Genomic DNA, 21344 nt, shown 5'->3' with positions numbered 1-21344 from the left:
ACGCCCGGGCGCGGTGGCAAGAACTCCACGCCGCCTATCAACAGCTGTCCGTCGATATCACCTAGACGAGGGCCCGGCACACCCGGCGCCCGTTGACACCTAAGTTTGCGGCAATTCAGAAAACCGTCACCGGCTGACGCCCATCTCCTGACCCAGCTGTTACATTTGTGCGGTTCCACCCCTCCCGAAGGTCAGCGGTGCCCGTCCCGGGAGCCAGAACGGTTCCCCTGCGTTAACAGCACCCTGCCGGTCTCTCACGGAAGCAGGTCCAACGGTGTCCCTGTCATCACCATCACTACCAGTCGCGACCAAGTTGCGGCGTCGCGGTACGGGCTTGGCCGCCGCGGCGTTGGCGGCTGCGCTCGGCGTCTTCGCATCAGCACCGGCGGCTGTCGCCGCGCCGGCGACCTCGACTCCCGACCTCGGCCCAAATGTAGTCGTCTTCACGCCCGATATGCCGCAAGCCCAGATTCAGGCAAAGGTTGACGCCATTGCCAAGCAGCAGGTCGACAGCGAGATGGGTACGGGCCGCTACGCCCTGCTTTTCGAGCCGGGAACCTACGGCTCGGCCGCGAACCCGCTCGTGTTCCAGGTCGGCTACTACACGGAGGTTGCAGGCCTCGGCGCTTCCCCCGACGACGTCACGATCAACGGCCACGTCGACGTGTACAACCGGTGCACCAACAACGGCACGAGCAACTGCATCGCCCTCGACAACTTCTGGCGCTCCGTCTCGAACCTGCACATCAACGCGGTAGGCGGTAACGGCTGTCACGGTTCGGCCGAGTTCTGGGCTGTTTCCCAAGCCGCTCCGATGCGCCGGGTCCACGTGACCGGGCAGCAGCTGTCCTTCATGGATTACTGCACGGGCCCGTCCTACGCGAGCGGGGGCTTCCTTGCCGATTCGAAGGCCGAATCGGGGATCGTGAACGGGAGCCAGCAGCAGTTCTATACCCGTGACAGCAGTGTTTCGAGTTGGTCTAATGCGGTGTGGAACCAGGTCTTCTCCGGGGTGCAGGGGGCCCCGGCGCAGTCGTTCCCGAACCCGCCGTACACCACGCTCGCTGCCACTCCTGCGGTGCGTGAAAAGCCGTACCTGGTACACGGGGACCAAGGCCTGGCGGTCGTCGCACCTTCCGCGAAGACGAACTCGTCCGGCGCCGCCTGGGCGACGGGCGGCTCCTCCGGCCGCTCCATCCCGCTTTCGGACTTCTTCGTCGCGAAGCCCGGCGATTCGATCAGCCGGATCAACGCAGCCCTCGCCGGCGGCAAGAACCTGCTGCTGACGCCGGGTGTCTACTCCGTCGATCAGTCCATCCGCGTCAAGCGGGCAGGCACGGTCGTGCTGGGCCTCGGCCTCGCCACCTTGACCGCGGAGGGCGGCTCCACCCCGCTCGTCATTGACGACGTACCCGGCGTGGACGTGGCCGGGGTCACCGTCGACGCCGGCCCGGTCAACTCGCCGGTGCTGATCCAGGTTGGCACGAAGCATCAACGCGGCCGGGGTGGTTCGAGCGCCGCGGACCCGATCTCGATGCAGGACGTGTTCCTGCGCGTCGGCGGCGCGCACGCAGGGAAGGCGACCGTCGGCGTACAGGTCGACAGTGACAACGTGCTGCTGGACGACCTGTGGCTCTGGCGCGCCGACCACGGCATCGGCGGTGTCGGCTGGACGCAGAATACCTCCGACACCGGCCTCGTGGTGAACGGAGACGACGTCACCGCCACTGGCCTCTTCGTGGAGCACTTCCAGAAGTACAACGTGATCTGGAACGGCGAGCAGGGCAAAACCGTGTTCTTCCAAAACGAGCTGCCCTACGATGCCCCGAACCAGGCCGCATGGCAGCACGGCAGCACGCTCGGCTACGCCGCCTACAAGGTGGCAGACACCGTCAAAACCCACGAACTATGGGGCGGCGGCAGCTACATCTTCACGAACGTCGACCCGAGCCTGCACGCAAGCCACGCGTTCGAAGTGCCGCAGACGGCTGGCGTGAAGCTGCACGACCTGAGCACAGTCTCGCTAAACGGCGCCGGAACTATCGACCACGTCATCAACGACACCGGCGGCGCCGTCACACCGACGCACCAGGGGCCGGAAACAGTCACGACCTACGGCGGCTGACCGTCTCGACAGAACACGCGGGCGCCCCCGTGGTCCTTTGACCACGGGGGCGCCCTATTTTCATGCTTCTTTTATGCCGGCAGATCGCTGACGGGCATTGCCCATCCTCCCGAAAGCGTGTCGCAACCGTGTAGCGACGACTTTTCGGGCATAAGAAACCCCTCCATCCCGGGCAAAATCGCTGGAATGGAGGGGTTCGTGGGGCCCCCTGTCGGATTCGAACCGACGACCCCCGCTTTACAAGAGCGGTGCTCTGGCCAACTGAGCTAAGGAGGCATTCCTGCAGCCTGACTATCCACACACCAGAATGAAATAAGGCGCAGATATCAGGGCGCTAGACAAGGGTAGCCCACCGACGCCGGGTGAGAAAAACGCGCAACGCCCCTGCCGCGAAGCAAAGCGCGAAGCGACGGCCAAAACGAAGGCCCGGCGCCGGAGTGATCCGGGCCGGGCCCTCAACGGCGCGCCGTCGCCTTCGTCCGTGCCAGCGACAGTGCCGCAGACGGTTACTTCTTGGCGTCGACCGCGGCCTGCAGGAACTGGTCGAACGGGGTCTTGGCGCTATCGCCAACGCCCCACTGCTTGCCATCGACGAACACGGTGGGCGTGCCGGTCACGCCGATCACCGCGGCTTCCTGGGTGGTGTGCTTCACGTACGGACGGTAGGTCTTGTCATCCACACACTGGTCGATGCTCTTGGCCCCGACGTCGGTGGCCATCTTCTTCAGCTCAGCATCGGAGAGCCCTGCGCTGCCTTCGGCCGGCTGCTTCGCGTACAGCTGGTCGAAGAAGTCCGAGTACTTCTCCGGCGATTCGTTCACCACACAGGCCGCAGCGTTGGCCGCGCGCGAGGAGTAGTTCGTGGTGGACCGGCTGTCGAGGAAGCCGAGGGGGCGGTATTCCACGGTGATCTTGCCGTCATTGCGCAGCTTGGTCATGGTCCCGTTGTACTGCGCCTCGAAGTCCTTGCAGACGGGGCAGATGAAGTCGACGTAGAGGACCACCTTGACCGGCTTGCCGGCCTCGGCCTCCGCGCCCGGGGCCTTGACCGGAGACGGCGGGGTGGCCGGCGCGGACGGGAGGTCCGAAATCTTCACCGTCGCGGGATCGGTCTTGGCAACGGCGTTATTCGCCAGCAGGGTGACGCCGCCGTGGATGTTGCCGTTGGCCGGAGTGGGTCCCTCGTCGGCAACCGGGGCGTTGTTCTTGATGTTCGACGTGACCACGAGCGCCACGATCACAATGATGGCGACGACGGCGGCAACAATGCCCCAGCCGATCAGCAGCTTGTTGCGCTTGTCCTTCTTCAGCTGCGCCTCGCGGATCTCACGCGCTTTCTCGCGTGCCGCGGCCGTGCGCTCGGCCTTAGACTGTCGGGGTTCGTTTGCGGGGCTCATTGGTTCCTCGGGTCGTTCGGCCAGGGACGGTCCACTCAGTGGCAACTTCATCATTTTAGGGGAGAAACCCGAGAGCTTGCGCTTTCAAGTTTCCCTTCCGCCTGCCCAACGGACGAATAGCCCGGAAGATTCCGTGCGGCTAGGGTTGACGGAGAGCCGCGAACGACCCCAAGGGGGCACCAATGGAAGCAACGGACCGCGCCGGCCACGGCGCACACGAGACCACTACAGCTGCGCCGAGAGCCACGGACGGCGCCGCAGAGAGCGCCGGGGCGGGGGATCAGTTCGACTTCATTGTGGTGTCCAACCGGTTGCCCGTGGACCGCTGCTCCGCCGACGAGCCCGGCTGCGAGGACGGCTGGCGCCGCTCCCCCGGCGGACTCGTGACTGCACTGGCCCCGATGATGACCAAGACGGACGGCGCCTGGGTGGGCTGGCACGGCGCACCCGATGAAACCGTCAAGCCCTTCAGCCACGGCGGCATTGACCTCATCCCCGTCCAGCTGAGCACGGATGACATCGAACTCTTCTACGAGGGATTCTCCAACGCCACGTTGTGGCCGCTCTATCACGACGTGATCGCCCCGCCGGAGTTCCACCGCACCTGGTGGGACTCCTACCGGAAGGTCAACCGCAGGTTCGCCGACGCCACCATCCACCACGCGGCCGAGGGCGCCACGGTCTGGGTGCAGGACTATCAGCTCCAGCTGGTCCCGAAGATGCTCCGGGAGGCCCGGCCTGACCTGAAGATCGGGTTCTTCAACCACATCCCGTTCCCGCCGCCGGAAATCTTCGCCCAGCTCCCGTGGCGCCGCGCGATCATCGACGGCCTGCTCGGTGCGGACCTGGTGGGCTTCCAGCGCAGCAGTGACGCCGGAAACTTCATGCGCTCGGCCCGGCGGTTCCTGGGCGCCAGCGTCAAGCAGCAGCAGGTCCATGTCAGGGGGAACGACGGCGACACCACCCACATTGCCCGGGCCCAGGCGTTTCCGATCTCCATCGACGTCAAGCAGATCAGCGAGCTGGCCAAGAAGCCGGAAGTCATTGAGCGCGCCCAGCAGATCCGCCGGGATCTCGGCAATCCCAAGACCATCCTGCTCGGCGTCGACCGGCTCGACTACACCAAGGGCATCAGGCACCGGCTCAAGGCCTACGAGGAGCTGCTGCAGGACGGCAAGGTAACCGTCGAGGACGCGACCCTGATCCAGGTGGCCAGCCCCAGCCGGGAACGCGTGGAACAGTACCGGCTGCTCCGCGAGGAGGTCGAGGGCACCGTGGGCCACATCAACGGCACCTTCGACACCATGGAGAGCACCGCCGTCCGCTACCTGCACCACAGCTACCCCATCGAGGAGATGGTGGCGCTGTACCTGGCCGCGGACGTCATGCTGGTCACGGCCCTGCGCGACGGCATGAACCTGGTGGCTAAGGAATACGTCACGGCCCGGACGAACAACGACGGCGCACTGGTGCTCAGTGAATTTGCCGGCGCCGCCGACCAGCTCAAGCAGGCCCTGCTGATGAACCCTCACGACATCGACGGCTTGAAAGACACCATCATGAGGGCCGTCAACATGCAGCCGGCCGAGGCATCCCGGCGGATGCGGGCCATGCGCAAGCAGATCCTGGACCACGACGTCGACCTCTGGTCCTCGGACTTCCTGGCCGCCCTTGCCGAAAAGGTTGTGCGCGATGACTCCTGACGCCGCAGGCACCAACAATCCGGAAACGGCCCCGCTGTCGCTGTCCCCCGAACTGCTGGAGGCGGTGCGGCGCGTCGCCGGCACCGATCACCTGCTCGTGGCGATGGACTTCGACGGCACCATGTCACCGCTCGTGGATCACGCGGCCGACGCCCGCGCGCTCCCGCGCTCCGCCGCCGCCTTCGCGGCCCTGGCGGAACTTCCCCGGACCACGACGGCGCTCATCTCCGGCCGGGCGCTGGACAGCCTGCGGGCCGTCGCCTCCCCGCCCGAGAAGACACTTCTGATCGGCAGCCACGGCGCCGAGGTCTGGATGGGGCCCGGGTCCTCGCAGCTCATGCTCGACGACGACCAGCGGGAACTGCTGGCCGAAGTCCGGAAGGAGCTTGCGGAAATCGTGGAGCAGGCCCCCGGGACGCTGCTGGAGGACAAGCCGGCCGGCGTCGTCCTGCACACCCGGCTCGCGTCCGGGGACGTTGCCGAGGACGCCGTCGCCGCGGCGCGGGCGGTCCTGCAGGACCGCAGCGGGGTGTTCCTCAAGACCGGCAACCGTGTCCTGGAGACCTCGGTGGTGCACGCCTCCAAAGGCGAGGGCATCGCCTTCCTGCGGCAGGCCACCGGAGCCACGGCGGTGGCCTTCGCCGGGGACGACACCACCGACGAGGACGCCCTGGCCAGCCTCGTCCCGGGCGATCTCGGCGTGAAAGTCGGGCTTGATTTCACCCAGGCCGAGTTCCGGATCGAGTCACCGGTGCACGTCTGCGAACTGCTGGAGGCACTGCTGCGTGAGCGGAAGAAGGCCGTCAACAGCTAACGGCCTCACTCCCCCAACTAACTCGGTGAGGCCGACTGTTCGTAGCCGATCAACCAGTGCAGTCCGTGACGGTCGACGACCTGGCCATCTGTTGCGCCCCAGGGCCGCGGGGAAAGGGGGTCGATCACCCGGCCGTCAACGGCGAGCTTGTCGAACCACTCGTGGAGCACTGCCGGTTCCGCCGTCCCCAACAGCGAGAGCATGAGGCCTTCGAACCGGACGCTCTTCTCGCCTGCAGCCGCGTCCGACCCGGCCAAAGCGACTGCGCCGCTCAGCTGTCCGTGGGCAATGGCATCCGGCGGCCCATCGCTGCGGCTGAACTCCTCGTATGTGAACAAGGCAAGCTCTCCCCCGAAAACGTCGGCATAGAAGCTGAGTGCTTCACGCGCCGTGCCGGGGAAACTGACATAGATCTGCAGTGCCGTCATGCGCACAGCCTACACACCCACATCTGGCGCCACGTGACGGACCCCACGTGTGACATCCGTAACTTTTTAGCCCAAATGCCATAAATCTGACATACTCTAGTTGTGATGTGGCGCACAACTACCGTGCGGCGTCACTGGATACTCCTCGGCTTCGGCCGAGGAGTATGCGCATGAGAACCCATAATTGAATTAACAACTGCATAAAACGACCATTCACTACGGATCGTCCGGCACGTACCTGCCGGTGAAGGGATTGATAACTGTGGCTACAGTTACTTTTGATAACGCAACACGTCTATACCCGGGCACCGAGAAGCCCGCTGTTGACAAGCTCAACATCGATATCGCCGACGGCGAATTCCTCGTCCTCGTTGGACCCTCCGGCTGCGGAAAGTCGACCTCCCTGCGCATGCTCGCAGGCCTTGAGGACGTCAACTCCGGCCGCATCCTCATTGGCGACCGTGACGTCACGGACGTTCCGCCGAAGGACCGCGACATCGCCATGGTGTTCCAGAACTACGCCCTGTACCCGCACATGACCGTCGCGGACAACATGGGCTTCGCGCTGAAGATCGCCGGTGTCAGCAAGGAAGAGCGCGCCGAGCGCGTCCGGGAAGCCGCCAAGCTGCTGGACCTCGAGCCGTACCTGGATCGCAAGCCGAAGGCACTCTCCGGCGGCCAGCGCCAGCGTGTTGCCATGGGCCGCGCAATCGTGCGTAACCCGCAGGTCTTCCTCATGGACGAGCCGCTGTCCAACCTTGATGCCAAGCTGCGCGTGCAGACCCGCACCCAGATCGCGTCCCTGACCCGCCGCCTCGGCGTCACCACCGTCTACGTGACCCACGACCAGGTCGAGGCCATGACCATGGGTGACCGCGTCGCCGTGCTGAAGGACGGGCTGCTCATGCAGGTCGACACCCCGCGCAACCTCTACGACAAGCCGAAGAACGTTTTCGTGGCCGGCTTCATCGGCTCCCCCGCCATGAACCTGCTCGAACTGCCGGTCGTCGACGGCGGCGTGCAGTTCGGCGGCACCGTCTACCCGGTTCCGCGCGACGTCCTCGAAGAGGCCCACGGCCAGACCGTGACCCTCGGTTCACGTCCGGAAGACCTTGAAACGGTCGCCCAGGGCGAGGGCCTCCAGGTCGAGGTCGACGTCGTCGAGGAACTCGGCGCCGACGCCTATGTCTACGGCCACACCACACTGGACGGCACGAGCTACGACATCGTGGCCCGCGTCGACGGCCGCCGCCCCCCGATGAAGGGTGAGTCCATCTGGGTCCGCCCGCAGTCAGGCCACGTGCACCTGTTCGACACCAAGACCGGTCTGCGCCTCGGCGACTAGTCCCCGTAACTTCGCTCCGCTTCGGCCAGAAACACTGCCGGCGTGGGCCAAGTAGCCCTGCATGACTGACGGCGGTCCTCCCCTGGGGAGGGCCGCCGTCGGGCTTTAACCGCACCGCTTTAGGTACGGCCCAACAAATACGGAAGAATTGATCCATGACCGAGGAAAACCCCATGACCGAGGAAAACAGTGCTCAGTGGCACGACGAGCCCACCGACTACGGCCAGATTGGGAAGTTGCCCCGGTTCGAGGCCGCCAGCGCCAATGACGAGAAGGCCTCGCTGGCGAGTTCACTGAGCATCACGGCGGCGGCCACCGAGCCCGAGCTCCTCGACCTGCCCTGGCATATTGCCCTCGAGGACTGGCCGGCGGAGTACTTGGCGGCACTCCCCCGCGGCATTTCCCGGCACATCGTGCGCTTCGCCCACCTGGGCGGGTCGGTCATCGCCATCAAGGAAACCTCGGAGCATGTCGCCCGCCACGAGTACCACATGCTCCGCAAGCTCGCCCGGCTGGACGTGCCCTGCGTGGAGCCGGTGGCCGTCATCACCGGGCGCACCACTCCGGAGGGCCGGCCGCTGAACCCCGTGCTGGTCACCCGGCATCTGAAGTTCTCGATGCCCTACCGCGCCCTGTTCTCCCAGATGCTGCGCAAGGACACCCTGACCCGGCTCATCGACGCCCAGGCGCTGCTGCTGGTCCGGCTGCACCTGATCGGCTTCTATTGGGGCGATGTCTCGCTCTCCAACACGTTGTTCCGCCGCGACGCCGGCGCCTTCGCCGCCTACCTCGTGGATGCCGAGACCGGTGAGCTCTATCCGGACTTGTCCACCGGCCAGCGCGAGTACGACCTCGAAATCGCCCGGGTCAACATCGCCGGGGAGCTCATGGACCTGCTCGACGGCGGCCTGATCGAGGAAAAGGTCGATCCGGTGGCCACCAGCGAGCTCATCATGGACAGCTACCGGCGGCTGTGGACCGAGCTGACGGCGAAGGAATCATTTGAGATCGGCGAGCGCTGGCGCGTGGCTGCCCGCATCCGGCGGCTCAACGAACTCGGGTTCGACGTCGAGGAATACGCCATCAAGACCACACAGAACGGCTCCACCATCCAGCTCCAGCCGAAGGTGGTCGACGCCGGGCACCACCAGCGCCGGCTGCTGCGCCTCACCGGCCTGGACGCCCAAGAGAACCAGGCCCGCCGGCTCCTGAACGACATGGACTCGTTCCGGGCAGACAACAACCCGACCATGGACGAGGAATACAGCGCGCACCTCTGGGTCAGCCAGATCTTCGAGCCGATTGTGCGGGCCATCCCCCGCGATCTGTCCGGCAAGCTCGAGCCCGCCGAGGCGGTGCACGAGGTCCTGGAGCACCGCTGGTACATGTCCGAGAAGGAGAACCGGCACATCCCCTTGGCCGAGGCGGTCCAGTCCTACATCGACAACGAGCTCCGCCACCGGCGGGACGAGGCCGCCATCATGCTCAATCCGGATACCGGGCTGCTCAAGATCCTCGAGGTCGAAACCGAGGAATCACGGTACGGCGGGGACGAATCCATTGACGAATACCCGGACGTCGACGACTAGGGGCCCTGCCGCCAGCAATCTGCGGGCCCACCCACGTTGTGGCACGGGCGGGCTAAATCGCTTTTCCGGGATTCAGGATCCCGGCCGGGTCAAACAGCTCCTTGATCCGGCGCTGCAGCTCGCGCACCGGCTCCTTTTGCTCCAGGCCAAGCCAGCGCAGCTTGTACTGCCCGATCCCGTGCTCGCCTGTGATGGTGCCGCCCATGGCCAGCGCCACGGCAATGGACTTGTCCAGGGCGGCACCGAGACGGGCCATGGCATCGGCATCCACGGTATTGTCCACCCGCTCGATCCAGAAGGTGGGGTGCAGGTTCCCGTCGCCGGCATGCGCCACGACTTTGAGCCGGACCCGGTACTCCGACGCCATGGCCTCCAGTTCGGCCACGTAGTCCACCAGCCGCGAGCGCGGCACGGCGACGTCCTCGCCCACCCGGTATTCGTCGTCCACCTCGGTCCCGCGGCTGTTGCGGCGCAGCTCGACAAGCTGCTCGGCCTCCGCGCTGGCTTCCATGCTCACCACCGCTCCTCCCGCGACGAGGACCGGTCGGATGGCCGCGGCCTCCGCCGCCGCGCCGAACCCGTCAGTCTGGATCAGCAGCAGGGATGCCCCGCGCGCGGCCAAGTCCGAGCCGTGGAGGTCATCGAGCTGGACGAGCGAGCCGCCGTCGAGCAGTTCCATGATCGCCGGCTGGACGCGGGCCCTGCCGACGGCGAGGACGCCTGCCGCGGCGCTGCGGAAGTCGGGGTAGAACGCGGCGATGGTGTGCACCTCACGCGGCAGGTACTTCAGCCGCACGGTCACGCCCACCACGATTCCCAGGGTTCCTTCCGAGCCGACGAACAGCCCGGTGAGGTCGTAGCCGGCGACGCCCTTGAAGGTCTGGTGGCCGGTGTGGATGAGCGAGCCGTCGGCGAGCACGACGTCGAGGGCCAGGACCGAGTCCCGGGTGACCCCGTACTTCGCGCACCGCAGCCCGCCCGCGTTGGTGGCCACGTTGCCGCCGATGGTGGACATCTTGAAACTCGCGGGATCCGGAGCGTACATCAGCCCGTGCACGGCGGCGGCGGTATTGAGCTCAGCGTTGATGACGCCGGGTTCCACGACGGCGGTCTCGTCATCCGGGTTGAGATCCAGGATGCTGTTCATCCGCTCGAGGCTAAGCACCACGCAGCCCTCACTCGCGTGGGCACCCCCGGAGACGCCCGTACCGGCCCCGCGGGCCACGAGAGCGACGCCCCGTGCGGCGCAGGCACGTACCGTGGCCTGGACGTCGGCCACCGATTCGGCGCGGACCACCGCCTGCGGGAGCTGATAGTCCAGGACGGGCGCTTGGTCCACGGCGTAGGCGGCCAGGGTCGCCTCGTCCACGGCGACTTTCGCCCCGCCCAGGGCGGACGTCAGCTCCTCAACAATGCTGCGCATGTGCTCTCCAGTTCTCCGTCGAATCCGGCCTTCAGTCCTGGCCTTCAGTCTAGGGCGCGGGGAGCCTGACTCCGGGGAGCGCCCAGGCGGCTGCCGCGAGGCCGCCGGTTCGGATCAGGGCAAGCGCCTCGGAGCCCGTTGTTTCAGGGCCATCGGTGTCCGGTGTTACCGGGTCCGCCGTGATGTGGCCGGCGGCGAAGGCCGGCGGCTGCGCGAGTGCTGCGAACTGCGGTTCGGAGAGCATACCGGCGGCCAGTTCCAGTTCCGCGACGTCCCGGGCGACGATCACGAGCACCGCGCTGTCCCCGGTTTCCCGCACAAACGCCAGCGCGTCGCCCCGGGCGTACAGCCAGCGGATGCCGCCGCCGGTCAGCGCGGGCTGGTCCCGGCGCAGCGCGGCGAGGGCGGCATAGTCCGCTGTCAGGTCGGTGAGGATGCGGTTGGGGTCGTCCCAGGGCATGGGCGTCCGGGAGTACTCCCCGTTGTCGCCTTTGAGTCCGAACTCGTCGCCGGCGAACACCACGGGAACACCCGGCAGGGTGAACATCAGGAGCGCCCCGAGCCGCTGGCCGCCGTCGATCATCACCGTGGCCGCCCGAGCGGTGTCGTGGCTGTTCAGGGCGTTCATGTTTTGCTGCCGGACGTCCCAGCTGAACGCGGCAGCGAGGTCCAGGTGCGTGGCCAGGAAGTCCTCCGCGGCGGTCCGGTTGGGGCCCGGCAGCGGGGTTCCAAAGAAGTTGACGTGTCCCGCGTCCCCTGCCAGCCAGGACCACAGCGGGCGGGTGAAGTTGGAGTAGGTCATGGCGCCGTGCCAGTTCTCGCCGCTGAAGTCCGGTGCCGCGTCGTTCGTGGCCTCGGCGAGCAGCGCCGCGTCCGGGTTGATCTCACGGACTCGGTTCGCGATCAGCCGGGCGACGTCGTGGTTCAGATCGGTGCCGCCGAGCCTGCCGGTCATGTTGCCGACGTCGATCCGCCAGCCGTCCAGGTTGAACGGCGGCCGGAGCCAGCGCGCCACGGGGGAATCGTCGTCCAGGACAAATTTCTCGCGCAGGCCCGGGGAGGCCCAGTTGAGCTTGGGCAGCGACGTGACGCCGTACCAGGACTCGTACGCCGTGTGGTCGGCATTGAAGTAGTAGTACCCGGCTTCCGCGGAGGCCGGGTCGGCCAGGGCGCGCTGGAACCATTCGTGGGCGTCGCCGGAATGGTTGGCCGTGAGGTCGCCCATCACCCGCAGACCGCGGGCGTGGGCGGCCGAGACGAGTTCCACGAGGGCGTCGTCCCCGCCGAGCAGCGGGTCCACACAGGTGAAGGTGGCGGCGTCGTAGCGGTGGTTGGAGCGGGCGGGGAAGAACGGCGTCAGGTAGATGACGTCGGCCCCGAGCGCCTGAATGTGGTCCAGCCGCTCGGTGATGCCCCGGAGGTCGCCGCCGTAGTACTGGTAAGGGGTCTGCGGACCGGAGCCTTCGACCTCGGTGGTGTCCCACCCGCACGGCACGGCCCAGTCCGGGACCAGATGCGCCGATGCCCGGTCCGAGCGGGCGAAGCGGTCCGGGAAGATCTGGTACATCGTTCCCCGGCGCAGCCATTCGGGGGCGGGCCGGAACGTGGTGAGGCGGAAGTCGGCGTAGTCGGACACGTCCCGGCTGAACAGTCCCTGCGCGTTCAGGGTCCAGTACCGCGGGCCGACCTCGATCAGGAACCGGTAGCGGGCAACCGGGTTGGTGACTGCCATGACGCCTTCCCACCAGGCCCACCCGTCGGCCTCGCCGAGTTCCACACAGCTGTCATACCGGGGCTCGCCGTCGTGCATTGAGCGGAGCCAGACCCGGCTGGCCTGGCCCCACGCCGCGGGGATGCGGATCCGGAGCCGGGCCGGCGCTCCGGCCACGGTCGCCTGCGGTGCGTGGAGCGCCGAGCCGTCGTGGTGCGGCAGCAGTCCGGCCGGAAGAGCGCCGGACATGCCTAGCCCTTCACCGAGCCCGCGGTGAGGCCGCTGACGATGTAGCGCTGCAGGAACAGGAACAGGGCCATCACCGGGATGGCGGAGAGGACGGCGCCGGCGGCGAAGACGCCCCAGTTCTCCGAGCGCTGCTGCGCCACGAAGGAGTACAGCCCGACCGCCAGGGTCTGGCTGTCCGGGTCCGTAAGCACCACGGAGGCGATCACGAACTCCCCGGAGATGCCGATGAACGTCAGGAGGCCCACCACCGCCAGGATCGGCGTGACCAGGCGCATGATGATGCCGAAGAAGATCTGTGCGTGGCTGGCGCCGTCGATCTTCGCCGCCTCGTCCAGGGACTGCGGCACGGTGTTGAAGAAGCCGTACATGAGGTAGGTGTTCACCCCCAGCGCGCCGCCCAGGTACACCATGATCAGGCCCAGCTGGCTGCCCAGGCCCAGCGCCGGGATGACCTCGGAGATGCCGCTCAAGAGCAGGAAGATGGCGACGACGGCGAGCAGCTGCGGGAACATCTGGAGCAGCAGCAGGCTGAGCAGGCCGATCCGACGCCCAGTGAAGCGCATCCGGGAGAAGGCGTACGCCGCCATGGCACCCAAGAAGACGGTGGCCGCCGAGGTCACGCCGCCCACCACCATGGTGTTGCCGAACCAGCGGGCAAAGGGCCGCGAGGGCATGTCGAACAAGGCGGTGAAGTTGCCGAAGTCGATCCTGCTGAACAGCGCGTTGGATCCCACCAGGGTGCCGGTGGAGTTGAGCGCTGCGGAGAGCACGTAGAGCAGCGGGAAGACCGCGAAGACCGTCACGATGCACCCCACCAGGTGGCGCCATCCTTTGTCCTTGAACCAGACGCCGAACGGGCGCCGGCGCTGCAGGGACTTGAGGTATTCGAAGTCGGTCCCGCCGGTGGCGATGGTGCCGGGGCCGGTCCCTCCATCCTGCCGGGTTTTCTCCGCCGGAGCGGCGGTGCGCGCTGCTGACCCGTTCATGCGTTCACGTCCTCGAGTGCCTTGGTCTGCTTGAAACTAATGGCCGAGACAGTGGCCACGATGATGAAGATGATGATCGCCAGTGCGCTGGCGAGGCCGTAGTCACGGCCAGTGCCCTGCCCGAATGCCACCTTGTACACCAAGGTGATCAGGATGTCGGTGGCTCCGATGTCCCGGTTGGTGTCCTCGAAGCGGGGTCCGCCGCCGGTGAGCATGAAGATCACGTTGAAGTTGTTGAAGTTGAAGGCGAAGGAGGAGATCAGCAGCGGCGCGATCGAGACCAGCAGCAGCGGGAGCTTGATGGAGCGGAACACCCGCCACGGGCCGGCACCGTCCATCCGGGCGGCCTCGTCCAGCTCGCTGGGCAGCGACTGCAGCGCGCCGGTGCAGACCAGGAACATGTAGGGGAACCCCAGCCAGAGGTTGACCACCAGCACGCTGATCTTGGCCAGGAACGGGTCGGTGAGCCAGCCGATGGATGCCCCGCCGAACAGGTTCTGGTTGAGCCACCCGAATTCCGGGTTGAGGATGCCGGACCAGACCAGGCCGGTGAGGAAGGCGGGGAAGGCGTACGGCAGGATCATCAGGATCCGGTAGACCTTCTTGCCCCTGAGGTCCTCGCGGTTGAAGGTGATGGCCAGGAACAGCCCCAGCGCAAAGGTCAGAGCGACGGAAGCCAGGGCGAAAGTGAAGGTCCAGAGGATAACGCCGAGCAGCGGGCCGCGCAGGCTGGGGTCGGTGAAGGCGCGGGCGAAGTTTTCCATCCCGACGTCGATCTTCCAGCCGGTGGAGAGCGTCTCGCCGTTGTCTGCCGCGAAGGCGCCCTTGCCGTTGTCGCGGTAGACGGCACCGGAGGCGGTGTCCGTGAAGGTGTCAGCGGCGGCGTCGTACTTCAGCGACGGCTTGAACTCGTAGGCGTTGCTGCCGTCCGCGGTGCGCAGGGTGCCATCGGCCGGGTTGGCGGAAACCGGGACGGTGATGCCAAGGATGCTCTGCTGGTTGGCAACGATCTCCTGGAAGTTCAGGGTCCGGTAGCCGGCCAGGGCGTTGGCTTTCCCGGCCGAGTCCTTGCCGGCGCCGGGGGCTTCCGCGAGCGGCGTCTCGGTGTTACCCAGCGAGACCTTGCCCTGCGGGTCGGTGAAGAGAAGGTAGAAGGAGTTGTCCTTGGTGAGCACGGCGGCCTTGTAGGCCGGCGAATCGGGCACCCGCTTCTGCGCGGTGAGCTGGATGGCGGCGATCGCGTCATCCTTGGTGCTGTTGTGGCCGTCGCCGTAGTTGGTGAACGCGATGTAACCGCTGAACATGACCACGAAGACCTGGAACACCAGCAGGAAGAGCACACCCGGGGCCAGATACTTGGCGGGCAGGCCGCCCTTGCGCAGGTAGATCCAGTTGATCACCAGCACGACGGCGGCGGAGACTCCCAGCGCCAGCCAGGACTGGCTCAGGAAAAGCATCATCAGGATGTAGACAGCAAGGGCGTCCACGAGGCCCAGCAGCACGATCTTGGCGATGGTTCCCTTCACCCCTTCGGGGCCGCTCCTGCGTGGGCGGGCGCTGCGGGCCCGCCGGGCGGAGGTTGTGGGGGCGGCGTCCGGGGCGGACGACAGTGCGGGGTCTATGTCCTCGCGGAGTTCGGTATCTGACATGGCTGTCTACAGTCCTTGGGAGAAGCTGGGGTGATGCAGGAACGGGCCGGGCGGCCTCACGGCCGCCCGGCCCGGTGCTGCCGGTTACTGGCGCCTGGAGAAGCGTCAGGAACCGGCGCGGGGACTAGCCCTTGATTTTGCTCTTGATGCTGGCTGCCATCTTGGCCCAGTCAGCGGCCGGGTCGCCCTGGCCCTTGATCAGGGCGAGCTCGGTGGCTCCCCAGTCAGCCCAGACGGCGCTCATTTCGGGGATGGCCGGCATCGGGACGCCGTTGGCGCCGATCTTGCCGAAGGCGGCGACAACCGGGTCGCTTGCTGCCTTATCGAAGGAGGCCTTCAGTGCCGGCGGGCGGCCGCCGGCCTTGTACATGGAGTCCTGGGCGGCCTCGGACGTCAGGTAGTTGGTGACGAACTCGTTTGTGGCCAGGGCGTTGGCGCTCTTGGCGCTGATGAAGAAGCCGTTGACGCCGATGAACGGCTGGGCCGGCTGGTCGCCGGTGGTCGGCAGCTCGTCAACAGCGAACTTGATGCCCTTCTTCTGCACGTCCGGGACGTTCCACGGGCCGGTCAGGTAGTAGGGGGACTCGCCGGCGAGGAACTTCTCCTTGGCGATGTCACCGGTGATGTTGGAGTTGATGATCTTTTCGCCCTTGTCGCCCCAGGCGGCGAGCTTCTTGGCGAACGCGACGCCGGAGGCGTCGCCGATCAGGAGCTGCTTGGGGTCGTAGCCGCCGTCGGCTGCCTTGCCGAAGACCTGCGAGCCCATGGAGGCCTGCAGCGGGTAGAGGTGGTACGGATCGCCCTGCTTCGGGTCCATGCCCACGAGGAACGGGAACTTCGCCTTACCGTCGGCCACGGCCTTCTTGCCGTTGGCGACGACCTCGTCCAGGGTCTTGGCCGGGTCGGAGACGATCGCCGTGTTGCGGAGCAGGGCGATGTTCTCGATCGCGTACGGGACGCCGTAGACGGAGCCGTTGTACGTCATGGCCTTGATGGAGGAGTCCTGGAACTCGGACTTCTTGTCGCCGAGCTCCACCGGAGCGATCACGCCGTTCTGGACGAACTTGCCGACCCAGTCGTGCGGGCCAACGATCAGATCCGGGCCCTTGCCGGTCGGGACCTGGGTGATGAAGTCGTCGCGGACAGCGGCGAAGTCCTTGACGACGAGCTTGACCGCGATGCCGGTATCGGCCTGGAACTTGGCCGTGATGTCCTTCAGCGCGGGCGCACGCTCGGCATCGACCCACATGGTGATCGTGCTGGCGCCGGAGGCTTTCAGGTCAGGCTTGGCCGTCGCGGTCGCGGGTGCGGTGGCTGCGGCGCCGCCGCACGCGCTGAGGGCCAGCGCGGCCGCTACGGAAATGGCGCCCGCGGTGAATACGCGGCGGCTCGTTCCGTTCGTGAGGGTGTTCTGCACCTTCATTGGTGTCCCTTTCATAAATTCCTGCATCCACGCGTAAGGCCCTGGAAGTCCGTTCCAGAGCCCCGTGGCATCGTCGGTGATGTGGCTCACAACTGCAAGCGCTTCCAAAGTACACGCTACGTGCCGCTTTGAAAAGTCACCGCACCGGCCCGGGGCGAAGGGCGTTGCCAGCCAGCCGTGCGCCGGACCCGAGACAGCCCAACGACTGTCCGAAACTCCCGGTTTCGATTGTGACTGGAAGCGTTTTCATTTTTCCCGTGTGGGACTTACGATTACCGTCATGTCCGTTGATTCAGTTCTCCTCTCCCCCGCCGCGCTGGCCGGCCCCCTGACGGGTCCGCTGACCCCGGTGCACGCCGCAGACCACATTCCGGGATGGTGGCGTTCCGCCGTCATTTACCAGGTCTACCCTCGCTCGTTCCGGGACCTGAACGGCGACGGGATCGGCGACCTCGCCGGAATCACGGCCGAGCTTCCCCGGCTTGCCGAACTGGACATCGATGCCGTCTGGCTATCGCCGTTTTACCGGTCTCCGCAGCGCGACGCCGGCTACGACGTGAGCGACTACTGCGACGTCGACCCCCTGTTCGGCACGCTGAACGACTTCGACGCCATGATTGCCGAGGCCGCGCGGCTGGGACTGCGGATGATTGTTGACCTCGTGCCGAACCACTGCTCGGACCAGCACGCGGCCTTCCTGGCCGCCCTGGCCGCTCCGGCCGGCAGCCCGGAGCGGGACATGTTCATCTTCCGCGACGGCAAGGGAACCTTCGGCGAAGAACCGCCGAACAACTGGCAGTCGCACTTCGGCGGGTCGGCGTGGACCCGGATCGCCGAACCCGACGGGGCCCCTGGCCAGTGGTACCTGCACCTCTTCGACTCCTCCCAGCCGGACTTCAACTGGGACAACCTCGCCGTCCACGAGGAATTCGAACGGGTCCTGCGCTTCTGGCTGGACCGCGGGGTCTCCGGTTTCCGGGTCGACGTGGCGCACGCGCTGGTCAAGGCCCCCGGCTTGCCGGAGTGGGGCGGCCGCGCAGACGGCAACAGCTGCGACGGGTTCCCCGGCCACGACGCGCCGATGTTCGGCCAGCCCGCGCTGCATGATATCTACCGGCAGTGGCGGCGGATTCTTGCCGAGTACGGACCGGACCGGATCCTCTGCGCCGAAGCGAACGTGGACCCGCTCCCCCGGCTCGCCGATTGGGTCCGCCCGGATGAAATGCACCAGGCCTTCAACTTCCCGTACCTCCATGCCGGCCTGGACGTGCACCGGATGCGCACCGTCATCACCGAGTCGCTGACGGCGCTGGACTCCGTCGCCGCCCCCAGCACCTGGGTGCTGTCCAACCACGACGTCGTCCGCCACGCCACCCGCTTCGGGTACAACGGCCAGCCGCCGCGCGACGGTGACGGAATCGGCACGGCGGACCCGCAGCCGGACGAGGAACTCGGACGCTCCCGGGCGGCCGCTGCGTCCATGTTCATGCTGGGGCTTCCCGGCGGGGCCTACCTTTACCAGGGCGAAGAACTCGGCCTTCCCGACGGGATCAACATCCCGGACACCCGGCGCCAGGACCCCACCTTTGCCCGCACCGGCGGCGCACGGCTGGGCCGCGACGGCTGCCGCGTCCCGCTGCCCTGGCGGGCCGGGGAGCTCCACGCAGGATTCGGCGACGGGCAGGACCCGTGGTTGCCGCAGCCGGAAAGCTTCGCTCGGCTGGCGCGGGACGTGCAGGCCGCATCGCCGTCTTCGCACCTGAGCCTCTACAAGCGGATGCTGGACGTGCGCCGCGAGCTGGAACTCGGCCGCGGATCATTGTCCTGGTATGAGGACCTGTGCACGGACACGAGCATCGCCTTCCTCAACGGCACCACGCTCGTGGTGCTGAATACGGGATCCGAACCTCTTCAGCTGCCTGCCGGGCGGGTGCTGCTGCGCAGCTCAACGTCCCCTGGCGCAGGTTACGACGCCGCGGACATGTCCACCGCCGGCGATCAGTTAAGCTCAGGTGAAACTGTTTGGCTGGAAATCTACATCGAGGACACGGAGGGGTAGGCATGCCCGGCATCAAGGACGTCGCGGAACGGGCCGGCCTCTCCATCGCCACCGTTTCGCGCGCCTTGAGCGGCAAAGGCAACGTTTCCCCGCGCAGCCGGGAACGCGCCCGGGCCGCAGCGGCCGAGCTCGGCTTCGTCCTGTCCTACCACGCCTCCAGCCTCGCCTCCGGGCGCAACCACAATGTCGGCGTCGTTGTACCTTCGGTCCACCGCTGGTTCTTTTCCTCGGTGGTCGAAGGCGTCTCGGCGACGCTGCTGGATGCCGGCTACGACCTCACGCTGTACAACGTCAGCGGGGGGCAGGAGCGCCGGCACAGCGTGCTGAACGACTTCCTGCTGCGCAAGCGAGTGGATGCCGTGATCGCCGTCTCCCTGGAGCTGTCCGAGGCGGAGATCGATCAGCTGCTGGCCATCCACCGTCCGATCGTGGGAATCGGCGGAGCGCTGCCTGGGGCGTCGACCATCCGCATCAACGATTCGGGCATCGCCGAGGCCGCGGCCCGGCACCTGATCCAGCTCGGCCACAGCAGAATCGCCCATATGACCGGCGACGCCGCCTATGAGCAGGACTTCCGCCTGCCCGGTACCCGTCAGGCGGGGTTCAAAAAGGCCATGCGTGCGGCGGGGCTGGAGGTCCGGCCGGAGTGGCAGGTCTCCGCAGATTTCACCATCCAGGGCGCCTATGCCAGCGCCCGGCAGCTGCTCGGCAGCTCGCGGGAACGTCCCACCGCAGTCTTCGCCGCCTCCGACGAGATGGCCATCGGCACCATTCTTGCAGCCAGGGACTTCGGCCTGCGGGTGCCGCAGGACCTCTCGGTCATCGGCATCGACGGCCACGAGCTGGGTGAGGTCTTCGGCCTGACCACGATCGACCAGGACGCGCGTGGCCAGGGCGCGCTGGCCGTGCGCCGCCTGCTGGCAGGGCTCGACGGCGGCTCAGACTCCGCGGCCCCGGACACCGAATACCCCACCCGCTTCGTGGTCCGGTCCAGCACCGCCGTTCCGCCGGTTGACCAGGGCCCGCTACGCTAGTTGCTGGCTATTTTCTCCGGGTCGGCGTTCCTGCCCGGTTCCTCGCCCCATCGCGTGGCCAGACCTGCAGAACAGCCCGGAAAGCCTGCGGCTTCCGCGCCCCGACCCTCCGAGCAACTGGGAAGGAACGCCGCGACGCGGCCCGCCGACCAAGCAAGCTCAGGCGCTCACGCCGCCCATGAACCGCACGAACCGCTCCAGGACGCCGGGCCAGCCGGCCAGATAGTCGGCTCGCGTCGCAGCAGGGTCCTCGGCGCCCTCCCATCCGCTGTGCACCAGGCGGAGCTCTGTGCCGCCTTCGACGGCCTTGAAAGCGACACGGAGTTCGGTTGACCATATGGCCGTAGTCCCGGGATGCCAGCTGGCATGGAAGGACAGCGGCGGCTGCCAGTCGTCAATGGACCCCCAAACGGCCGTCCTGCCATCGTCAGCGGTCTCCATGATCAGGTTCTCCTCGAACTCCACATAGGAGCCGACGCCATAGACGCTGTGGTCCTCGAGTGGCCACCAGAGGTGCGTATGCTCGGTGAACCCCACAAAGGCCCGGGCGACGGCGCCGGGCACTACCACCGTGCAAACGACCGGCTCCAGGCCATCCGCGGCCTCCGGCGCGGGGCCATCAGGCGGGTCAACGGGGGCGTGGCTAAAGAGGTTATCCATGGGCAATTACTCTACCCGCGCGTTCCCTGCCCGACGCTCCCTCACGTATGGCGGGCTCCGGCGCGATCCTCTCTCACGTATGGCGGGCTCCGGCGCGATCCTCTCTCACGTATGCCCGGGAATCCCGGGACTCTGCCTCACGTATAGCGCGCTCCGGCGTCCCTTGGCCCGCCGACCCGGCTGTCCGGCCAGCAGCCTGTGCGGGTGCGGGCGTCCGGCAGGAACGTGCCGGTGCTGCGGGGGCGTCCCCCGGGGAGGTGCCGGTGCTGCGGGAGCGTCGTGGTTGGGCGTGCCGGACGTGCGGGAGGGCCGGTTTTTGGGTGGGGGTTTAAATGCGGGAGGACCCCCACCTGGTGGTGGGGGTCCTCGACCKTTAATGATGTTCCGGCGGTGACCTACTCTCCCACACCCTCCCGGGTGCAGTACCATCGGCGCTGTGGGTCTTAGCTTCCGGGTTCGGGATGGGACCGGGCGTTTCCCCCACGCTATGACCGCCGTAACCCTGTTACCCGTCCCCGCCCTGGAAAGGGTGCGGGGTGGGAAGACTTGTGGTTACAACATGGCCGCTGCAGTGAATGCAGCTGTGGTGTTGTTATTCARTTGGTTTGGTTCCTGTCGCAACGTGCCCGGTGACGGGTTTGTTGGTTGGGAACCACATAGTGGACGCAAGCAGTCTTGTTTCTTTGTACCCTTCCCATGGTGTGAACGTCTTTTGAATCCGTTCACGGGAGGGGTGTGTGGTGTAAGTT

Annotated in this window: 15 protein-coding genes, 1 tRNA gene and 1 rRNA gene; 7 read left to right on the top strand and 10 right to left on the bottom strand. The window is 66.8% G+C overall.

Annotation, left to right across the window (positions count from 1 at the left end):
• Positions 1-334 precede the first annotated feature (334 nt).
• Positions 335-2125: an adenylyl cyclase gene (locus AB4Y72_RS07525; RefSeq protein WP_441425534.1), complete on the top strand. Its 1791-nt coding sequence runs from the start codon at positions 335-337 to the stop codon at positions 2123-2125.
• Positions 2126-2324: 199 nt separating this feature from the next.
• Here AB4Y72_RS07525 and AB4Y72_RS07520 read toward each other — a convergent pair.
• Both AB4Y72_RS07520 and AB4Y72_RS07515 read right to left on the bottom strand, forming a co-directional pair.
• Positions 2325-2401: transfer RNA gene (locus tag AB4Y72_RS07520), tRNA-Thr, on the bottom strand.
• 230 nt (positions 2402-2631) lie between these two features.
• On the bottom strand, positions 2632-3522 hold the full coding sequence (locus AB4Y72_RS07515) for a DsbA family protein (RefSeq protein WP_441425533.1): 891 nt from the start codon (positions 3520-3522) through the stop codon (positions 2632-2634).
• Between the two features lie 182 nt (positions 3523-3704).
• Here AB4Y72_RS07515 and AB4Y72_RS07510 point away from each other — a divergent pair, with 182 nt between their 5' ends.
• Together AB4Y72_RS07510 and otsB are read left to right on the top strand one after the other, a co-directional pair.
• Positions 3705-5225 (top strand): alpha,alpha-trehalose-phosphate synthase (UDP-forming), encoded by a 1521-nt coding sequence (locus AB4Y72_RS07510; RefSeq protein ID WP_441425532.1) that lies wholly within the window; start codon positions 3705-3707, stop codon positions 5223-5225.
• Complete coding sequence (gene otsB / locus AB4Y72_RS07505) at positions 5215-6039, top strand: trehalose-phosphatase (RefSeq protein ID WP_441425531.1); 825 nt, start codon at positions 5215-5217, stop codon at positions 6037-6039. The genes AB4Y72_RS07510 and otsB overlap by 11 nt, the downstream gene beginning before the upstream one ends.
• 17 nt (positions 6040-6056) lie before the next feature.
• On the opposite strand, the gene AB4Y72_RS07500 is transcribed toward otsB, so the two are convergent.
• Positions 6057-6467 (bottom strand): VOC family protein, encoded by a 411-nt coding sequence (locus AB4Y72_RS07500; RefSeq protein ID WP_441425530.1) that lies wholly within the window; start codon positions 6465-6467, stop codon positions 6057-6059.
• Between the two features lie 262 nt (positions 6468-6729).
• Here AB4Y72_RS07500 and AB4Y72_RS07495 point away from each other — a divergent pair, with 262 nt between their 5' ends.
• Both AB4Y72_RS07495 and AB4Y72_RS07490 read left to right on the top strand, forming a co-directional pair.
• Positions 6730-7812 (top strand): ABC transporter ATP-binding protein, encoded by a 1083-nt coding sequence (locus AB4Y72_RS07495; protein WP_441425529.1) that lies wholly within the window; start codon positions 6730-6732, stop codon positions 7810-7812.
• Between the two features lie 173 nt (positions 7813-7985).
• Complete coding sequence (locus AB4Y72_RS07490) at positions 7986-9401, top strand: DUF4032 domain-containing protein (RefSeq protein ID WP_441425777.1); 1416 nt, start codon at positions 7986-7988, stop codon at positions 9399-9401.
• Positions 9402-9453: 52 nt separating this feature from the next.
• Here AB4Y72_RS07490 and AB4Y72_RS07485 read toward each other — a convergent pair whose 3' ends face one another.
• The 5 genes from AB4Y72_RS07485 to AB4Y72_RS07465 form a co-directional block, all read right to left on the bottom strand.
• Positions 9454-10824 carry an FAD-binding oxidoreductase gene (locus tag AB4Y72_RS07485; protein ID WP_441425528.1) on the bottom strand — a complete coding sequence of 457 codons (1371 nt, stop codon included), beginning with the start codon at positions 10822-10824 and terminating at the stop codon, positions 9454-9456.
• Between the two features lie 49 nt (positions 10825-10873).
• Entirely contained in the window at positions 10874-12784 is a 1911-nt protein-coding gene (locus AB4Y72_RS07480; RefSeq protein WP_441425527.1) for a glycoside hydrolase family 13 protein, read from the bottom strand.
• Between the two features lie 2 nt (positions 12785-12786).
• Positions 12787-13770 (bottom strand): sugar ABC transporter permease, encoded by a 984-nt coding sequence (locus tag AB4Y72_RS07475; protein WP_441425526.1) that lies wholly within the window; start codon positions 13768-13770, stop codon positions 12787-12789.
• The gene (locus tag AB4Y72_RS07470; RefSeq protein WP_441425525.1) at positions 13767-15419 is read right to left on the bottom strand and encodes an ABC transporter permease subunit; all 1653 of its coding nucleotides are present in this window, start codon (positions 15417-15419) and stop codon (positions 13767-13769) included. The genes AB4Y72_RS07475 and AB4Y72_RS07470 overlap by 4 nt, the downstream gene beginning before the upstream one ends.
• Positions 15420-15543: 124 nt before the next feature.
• Positions 15544-16842, bottom strand: coding sequence for a sugar ABC transporter substrate-binding protein (locus AB4Y72_RS07465; protein ID WP_441425524.1), 1299 nt, complete (start codon positions 16840-16842; stop codon positions 15544-15546).
• Positions 16843-17122: 280 nt separating this feature from the next.
• On the opposite strand from AB4Y72_RS07465, the gene AB4Y72_RS07460 reads away from it, so the two are divergent.
• Complete coding sequence (locus AB4Y72_RS07460; RefSeq protein ID WP_441425523.1) at positions 17123-18901, top strand: glycoside hydrolase family 13 protein; 1779 nt, start codon at positions 17123-17125, stop codon at positions 18899-18901.
• 2 nt (positions 18902-18903) lie between these two features.
• Positions 18904-19935 carry a LacI family DNA-binding transcriptional regulator gene (locus AB4Y72_RS07455; protein WP_441425522.1) on the top strand — a complete coding sequence of 344 codons (1032 nt, stop codon included), beginning with the start codon at positions 18904-18906 and terminating at the stop codon, positions 19933-19935.
• A 159-nt stretch (positions 19936-20094) separates the two neighbouring features.
• Here AB4Y72_RS07455 and AB4Y72_RS07450 read toward each other — a convergent pair whose 3' ends face one another.
• Both AB4Y72_RS07450 and rrf read right to left on the bottom strand, forming a co-directional pair.
• Complete coding sequence (locus AB4Y72_RS07450; RefSeq protein ID WP_441425521.1) at positions 20095-20595, bottom strand: SRPBCC domain-containing protein; 501 nt, start codon at positions 20593-20595, stop codon at positions 20095-20097.
• 382 nt (positions 20596-20977) lie between these two features.
• Positions 20978-21094, bottom strand: a 5S ribosomal RNA gene (rrf, locus tag AB4Y72_RS07445).
• Positions 21095-21344 lie beyond the last annotated feature (250 nt).

Origin of the sequence: Arthrobacter sp. YAF34 (assembly GCF_052113245.1) — a bacterium.
Lineage (GTDB): Bacteria > Actinomycetota > Actinomycetes > Actinomycetales > Micrococcaceae > Arthrobacter.
Note: the sequence above shows the minus strand (reverse complement) of the source record. Positions and strands in the feature narration are given on the sequence as shown.

Coding starts and splice junctions, on each gene's coding strand:
- AB4Y72_RS07455 (WP_441425522.1), top strand. CDS start 18,904: ATGCCCGGCATCAAGGACGTCGCGGAACGGGCCGGCCTCTCCATCGCC.
- AB4Y72_RS07480 (WP_441425527.1), bottom strand. CDS start 12,784: ATGTCCGGCGCTCTTCCGGCCGGACTGCTGCCGCACCACGACGGCTCG.
- AB4Y72_RS07485 (WP_441425528.1), bottom strand. CDS start 10,824: ATGCGCAGCATTGTTGAGGAGCTGACGTCCGCCCTGGGCGGGGCGAAA.
- AB4Y72_RS07510 (WP_441425532.1), top strand. CDS start 3,705: ATGGAAGCAACGGACCGCGCCGGCCACGGCGCACACGAGACCACTACA.
- otsB (WP_441425531.1), top strand. CDS start 5,215: ATGACTCCTGACGCCGCAGGCACCAACAATCCGGAAACGGCCCCGCTG.
- AB4Y72_RS07460 (WP_441425523.1), top strand. CDS start 17,123: ATGTCCGTTGATTCAGTTCTCCTCTCCCCCGCCGCGCTGGCCGGCCCC.
- AB4Y72_RS07490 (WP_441425777.1), top strand. CDS start 7,986: ATGACCGAGGAAAACAGTGCTCAGTGGCACGACGAGCCCACCGACTAC.
- AB4Y72_RS07515 (WP_441425533.1), bottom strand. CDS start 3,522: ATGAGCCCCGCAAACGAACCCCGACAGTCTAAGGCCGAGCGCACGGCC.
- AB4Y72_RS07475 (WP_441425526.1), bottom strand. CDS start 13,770: ATGAACGGGTCAGCAGCGCGCACCGCCGCTCCGGCGGAGAAAACCCGG.
- AB4Y72_RS07450 (WP_441425521.1), bottom strand. CDS start 20,595: ATGGATAACCTCTTTAGCCACGCCCCCGTTGACCCGCCTGATGGCCCC.
- AB4Y72_RS07500 (WP_441425530.1), bottom strand. CDS start 6,467: ATGACGGCACTGCAGATCTATGTCAGTTTCCCCGGCACGGCGCGTGAA.
- AB4Y72_RS07470 (WP_441425525.1), bottom strand. CDS start 15,419: ATGTCAGATACCGAACTCCGCGAGGACATAGACCCCGCACTGTCGTCC.
- AB4Y72_RS07465 (WP_441425524.1), bottom strand. CDS start 16,842: ATGAAGGTGCAGAACACCCTCACGAACGGAACGAGCCGCCGCGTATTC.